The sequence below is a fragment of the Lacrimispora amygdalina genome, from assembly GCF_003432035.1.
Lineage (GTDB): Bacteria > Bacillota > Clostridia > Lachnospirales > Lachnospiraceae > Lacrimispora > Lacrimispora amygdalina.
This window is the reverse complement of record NZ_QOHO01000152.1, coordinates 1-5,923: the sequence shown is the minus strand read 5'-3', so window position 1 is coordinate 5,923 and position 5,923 is coordinate 1. Positions and strand designations below refer to the sequence as shown.

Annotated in this window: 4 protein-coding genes; all 4 read right to left on the bottom strand. The window is 45.8% G+C overall.

Going from position 1 to position 5,923, the window contains the following annotated elements:
- Positions 1 to 46: 46 nt before the first annotated feature.
- Complete coding sequence (guaB, locus tag DS742_RS28385; protein ID WP_117420257.1) at positions 47 to 1,501, bottom strand: IMP dehydrogenase; 1,455 nt, start codon at positions 1,499 to 1,501, stop codon at positions 47 to 49.
- A 351-nt stretch (positions 1,502 to 1,852) separates the two neighbouring features.
- Complete coding sequence (treC, locus tag DS742_RS28380; RefSeq protein WP_117420256.1) at positions 1,853 to 3,505, bottom strand: alpha,alpha-phosphotrehalase; 1,653 nt, start codon at positions 3,503 to 3,505, stop codon at positions 1,853 to 1,855.
- A 3-nt stretch (positions 3,506 to 3,508) separates the two neighbouring features.
- Complete coding sequence (treP, locus tag DS742_RS28375; RefSeq protein ID WP_117420255.1) at positions 3,509 to 4,915, bottom strand: PTS system trehalose-specific EIIBC component; 1,407 nt, start codon at positions 4,913 to 4,915, stop codon at positions 3,509 to 3,511.
- Between the two features lie 134 nt (positions 4,916 to 5,049).
- Positions 5,050 to 5,763, bottom strand: a complete 714-nt coding sequence (treR, locus tag DS742_RS28370) for a trehalose operon repressor (RefSeq protein WP_117420254.1) — start codon at positions 5,761 to 5,763, stop codon at positions 5,050 to 5,052.
- Positions 5,764 to 5,923 lie beyond the last annotated feature (160 nt).

Here is a 5,923-nt window from a genome sequence, read left to right as displayed (position 1 = left end):
CTTATAGGGGTCACATCATTTTGTAACTTCTTCCGTCTGCTTTCTATTATTCATCAATACTGTAGTTGGGTGCTTCTTTTGTAATATGAATGTCGTGAGGATGGCTCTCTTTTAAGGAAGCTGCTGAAATCTTAACAAATCTGCCTGTCTCCTGGAGAGTCTTAATATCCTTTGCTCCGCAGTATCCCATACCGGAACGGAGACCGCCAAGCATCTGGAATACGGTGTCTTCCACCATGCCCTTATATGCCACACGGCCTTCCACACCTTCCGGAACCAGTTTTTTCGCATCTGTCTGGAAATAGCGGTCCTTACTGCCGTTCTCCATGGCAGCGATGGAGCCCATGCCGCGGTATACCTTATATTTTCTTCCCTGGTACAGTTCAAAGGTTCCAGGGCTTTCATCACAGCCTGCAAACATGCTTCCCATCATACATACGCTTCCGCCTGCTGCAATCGCCTTTGTCAAGTCTCCTGAGTATTTGATACCTCCGTCTGCAATGATGGGAACACCATATTCCTTGGCTACGCTGTAGCAGTCCATAACTGCTGAAATCTGCGGTACACCGATTCCTGCAACCACACGGGTGGTACAGATGGAACCAGGTCCGATTCCTACCTTCACTGCATCAACTCCCGCTTCAATAAGAGCCTTTGTAGCCTCGCCGGTAGCTACGTTTCCGGCAATTACGGAAAGATTCGGATATGACTCCTTAATCATTCTCACACAGCGGATTACATTCTCGGAATGACCGTGGGCAGAATCAAGTACTACCACATCTACCTTCGCTTCCACAAGAGCTTTTACACGGTCAAGAACGTTGGCAGTGATTCCTACAGCCGCTCCGCACAGAAGTCTTCCCTGTCCGTCCTTTGCTGATAATGGGTACTTGATCTGCTTTTCAATATCCTTAATGGTAATAAGACCTTTTAAGTTAAATTCATCATCTACAATCGGAAGCTTTTCCACTCTCGCTTTGGCAAGAATCTTCTTTGCCTCCATAAGAGTGATTCCTTCCCTTGCAGTCACAAGGTTCTCAGAAGTCATACACTCCTTGATTTTCCTGCTGAAGTCCTCTTCGAACTTTAAATCACGGTTGGTGATAATCCCGACCAGTTTTTTTCCCTCTGTAATCGGTACGCCGGAAATACGGAACTTACCCATCAGCTCGTCCGCATCTTTTAATGTATGTTCCGGGGAAAGATAGAATGGATCCGTTATGACGCCGTTTTCAGACCTCTTAACCTTATCAACCTCTTCTGCCTGCTCTTCAATCGACATGTTCTTGTGAATAATGCCGATGCCACCCTGTCTTGCCATGGCAATCGCCATGCGGTGTTCGGTTACGGTGTCCATTCCTGCACTCATAAGTGGAATGTTCAGCTTGATGGTTTTTGTAAGGTTGGTCGATAAATCAACCTGATTGGGTATTACGTCTGAATAAGCTGGAACTAACAGCACATCATCAAATGTAATGCCTTCGCCAATAATTGTACCCATTATTTTCCTCTCCTTCACTTAATTTTATACTTTTTAAAATAAACATTTTTGCTTATTAGTTAAATAGTTTAGCAAACTTTGCTTTGGTTGTCAACGGACATTTTCCTGTTTTTTTCCGCCCTCTGTGGACAGTAAAATGAACATTTCTAATAAATAATTACTTAACCAGGTCCGCCTTTCCAACTTCAGGCCCGGCAGTTTCCCGATACACAAAAAAAGACCGGCAGGAATTCATTTCTGCTGATTACAGCAATGAATTCTGTACGATCTTTTCTGCACTGCCAGTAACACGTTATGCCAAATGCCTCTCTGGGTGATACAGGGTCCAGTGCCCCTGAACCGCCCTCCAAATCATCCTTTCCGATACAGCATAACTGCTCCAAAGGGCTCCAGCGTTACCCTATCCCCGTTGATTGTTACATATTTATAATTGGATAGCAATATCTCCCAATCATCCAGGTTCTCTTTTTGCTTCACCATCTGCTCCTGCCCGGTGAAGTTGGCAAATACCAGCAGCTTTTCTTCATTCAAGGCCCTTTTATAGGACATGATACCCTGATTATCCACAAAAACCGGTTCATAGCTCCCGTCGCTGATGACCTCATACTGCTTTCTTAATTCCACCAGCTTTTGATAATAGGTAAAGATGGAATCAGAATCAGCAAGGCTCTCCTTTACATTGATTTCCCTGCAGTTTTTATTGACACTCAGCCACGGCGTTCCGGAAGTAAATCCGCCATTTTCCTCTCCATCCCACTGCATGGGGGTCCTGGCATTATCCCTGGACCGTTCCTTAAGTATCCGGTAGATATCCTCTTCCTTCTTCCCCTGTTCCTTTAAAATATCAAAATAGTGCAGACTTTCAACATCCCGATACTGGGAAATATCCTTGAAATAAGCATTTGTCATACCGATTTCCTCTCCCTGGTAGATAAAGGGCGTTCCTCTCATCCCATGAATCACCGTAGCCAGCATCTTGGCGGACTGTTTCCTGTGGACACCGTCGTCACCGAACCGTGATACCGCTCTCGGCTGGTCGTGGTTGCACCAGAATACTGCATTCCATCCGTTTCCCCCGGCAATGCCCTCCTGCCATGTGTGGAAGATCTTTTTCAGCCGCCCAAAGTCATAGGGCATTAAGGACCATTTATCCCCGTCCTTATAATCCACTTTCAAGTGATGGAAGTTAAAGCACATCTTCAGCTGCTTTTCCCTGGGGTTTGTGTAATGAATACAATGATCAATGGTGGTGGAAGACATTTCCCCTACTGTGACCACGTCCTCTGCATCAAGCCCTGTATCCTCCACGATTTCCCGCAGGAACTCATGAATCCGGGGTCCATCCGTGTAGAAACGGCGTCCATCCCCCTCTTCGTCATCCTCAAAGACAGTTGGCTTGGAAACCAGATTGATGACATCGAACCGGAATCCGCGGATTCCTTTCTCTTTCCAGAAACGGAGGACATTTTTTATTTCTTCCCGCACGTTTTTGTTCTCCCAGTTTAAATCCGCCTGGGTCACATCATATAAGTGCAGATAATACTTCCCCAGCTCTTTCACGTATTCCCATGCATTTCCCCCGAACTTGGACTGCCAGTTCGTGGGCGGACTGCCCGCCGTGCCATCCTGAAAGAAATAGTAATCCTGATATTTCTTCTCACCTGCAAGAGCCCGCTGAAACCACTCATGTCTCGTAGAAGTGTGGTTGAAAACCATGTCAAGCATGAGCCTCATATCCCGGTCTTTAGCCTCCAAGATCAGCCGGTCCAAATCCTCCATGGTTCCGAATAAGGGATCGATCCGGCAGTAATCCTCAATATCATAGCCGTTATCATTCTGAGGCGATACGAAAAATGGAGTGAGCCAGAGGTAATCCACACCCAGCTTTTTTAAATAATCCAGCTTTTCGATAATGCCCCTTAAATCCCCGATTCCGTCTCCGTCTGTATCCATAAAGGATTTGGGATAAATCTGATACACACATGATTTCTTAAAATTCTGCATTTACTAAATTCCTTTCTTTTTGCCCACAGCGACAGTCAGCCCAAAGGGTACTGCAATGGCAATCAGCATACAGATGGCGAAGATCCCCATATACTGAGGCTGTATGGACAGGATTCCAGGAATGCCGCCCACTCCGATGGAATTGGCCATAACATTCATTCCAACGGAAACGGTTGCCGCAATGGCAGAGCCGATCATCGCGGAAAGGAAAGGGAAACCCCTCTTTAAGTTCACGCCGAACATAGCCGGCTCAGTCACCCCTAAATAGCAGGAGATGCAGGCTGGAATGGATATCTGCTTTGATTCCTCATCCTTTTTCTGTAAATAGATCATGCCCAGTACTGCAGAGCCCTGCGCAATGTTGGATAAAGCGATCATCGGCCACAGCATGGTTCCGCCGAACTCCGCCATGAGCTGGAGATCGATGGCGTTTGTCATATGGTGCAGTCCTGTGATAACAAGGGGCGCATATATGAAGCCGAATAAGGTGGCAAACAGCCAGCGGAAGCTGGAAGTAAGCCCTGCATAAACTACCTTTGATATGGCGGAACCGACGGCCCAGCCGATGGGTCCTACTACCGCATGGGCAGCGATCACCGCCAGAAGCAGGGAACAGAAAGGAACAACAATCATGGAAATGGCCTGAGGAGTGATCTTCTTAAAGAACCTCTCCAGATAAACCAGCACAAAGCCTGCTAAAATTGCCGGAATAACCTGAGCCTGATAACCGATCATTCTCATCTTTACGAAACCGAAATCCCAAACCGGAATCTCGACGCCCGGTGCCATAGCATAGGCGTTCAAAAGCTGGGGAGATACTAAGGTCAGACCGAGAACGATTCCCAGAATCTGTGTGGTTCCCATCTTTCTCGTCACGGACCATGTGATACCCACCGGAAGGAAGTGGAAGATAGCCTCGCCTAAGAGCCAGAGGAAACTGTATACACCGGACCAGAACTGGGAAACGGCCACCAAAGTCTCAGTCCCGTCGTTCATGAATTTAATTTCACCAATGATATTCCGAAAGCCCAGGATGAGACCGCCTACGATAATGGCCGGAATCAGGGGAGCAAATATTTCTGCTATATCTGCTACCACTCTCTGCAACACGTTCATGTTGCCCTTTGCTTCCTTCTTCACTTCGTCCTTTGATACGCCTTCAATTCCTGAAACCGCTGCAAATTCATTGTAGAAAGACTGTACGTCGTTTCCAATGATGACCTGAAACTGTCCAGCCTGTGTAAAGGTACCCTTAACGCTTTTCAATGCTTCGATTTTCTGCGTATCAGCCTTTGATGGATCTGACAGCACGAAACGCATTCTGGTCATGCAGTGAGTCACGGCCCCTATATTCCCCTTACCACCGATGAGGTCCAAAAGCTGCCTGGAATCATTTTCATATTTCCCCATATCCATACTCCTTTTCAATATGTTTTTAAATTAGTTGCAACTTATATGTTATTATTGTATTTTGACTATAACATATACGTATATCTTTGTCAACATATATGAAGAAATATATTCCTGACTTTGGATATATCCTCTTACAGCTTCCTTCTGGCGAAATCCACAAACTTGAACTTGTCCGGTCTGTGACGGGATTCGGTAAACTGAAACAGGGTGGAATCTTCCAGATAGGTATAGCTCTTCACCACTACGATCATATCGTAGCTTCCCATATCCAGCAGTCGGTAATCCTCGTCTGCAGCCATATGGACTGTGATTTCCTTCATGGCAAATCCGATTTTCAGGCCAAGCTCCTTTTCCAGATATTCGTATACAGAATCCTGAGCCGCACGGAGAGGCAGATTTTCCACCACCTTCCGTGAAAAATAATCTTTGTCAATGATGATCTTCTCACCCTCGATCTCCCTGACTCTCTCAAGCAAAAATGCCTCATCCTCCGGTCCGATCTGCAGGGCCGCCATCAGCTTTTTATCTCCCTTGACGATTTCTAAATTCTCCACAATGGTATTGGGCTTAGAAGAAGAAAACCGGTAGATTTCCTTAAAGCTTGCGATTTCCGATACTGGGAAATTGAACTTGTTCTTGTCCAGAACCTCCGCCGCCTTTCCTCTGGCTTTTTGGATATAACCGTCCTGTACCAGAAGCTCCAGAGCCTTGCGCACCGTATCTCTGGAAGCGCCGTAAGCCTCCATCAGCTCCCCCTCCGCCGGAAGCTTATCTCCAGGCTCATATTCCCGCTTGTCAATCTTATCTAAAAGCAGCTTATAAAGATGCCTGTATTTACTTTCCATAATTGTTTAACCTCCATTTTACCGGGTTTATTTTTATATTTCTGATAAGTATTGATTTCATTGTAACATATACGTATATGTCAGTCAAATAAAACAGAGATTCCAAAGGGTCATATTTTATTTTAAATAGAAATAAAAGTAATCATGACCACCGGCTTAG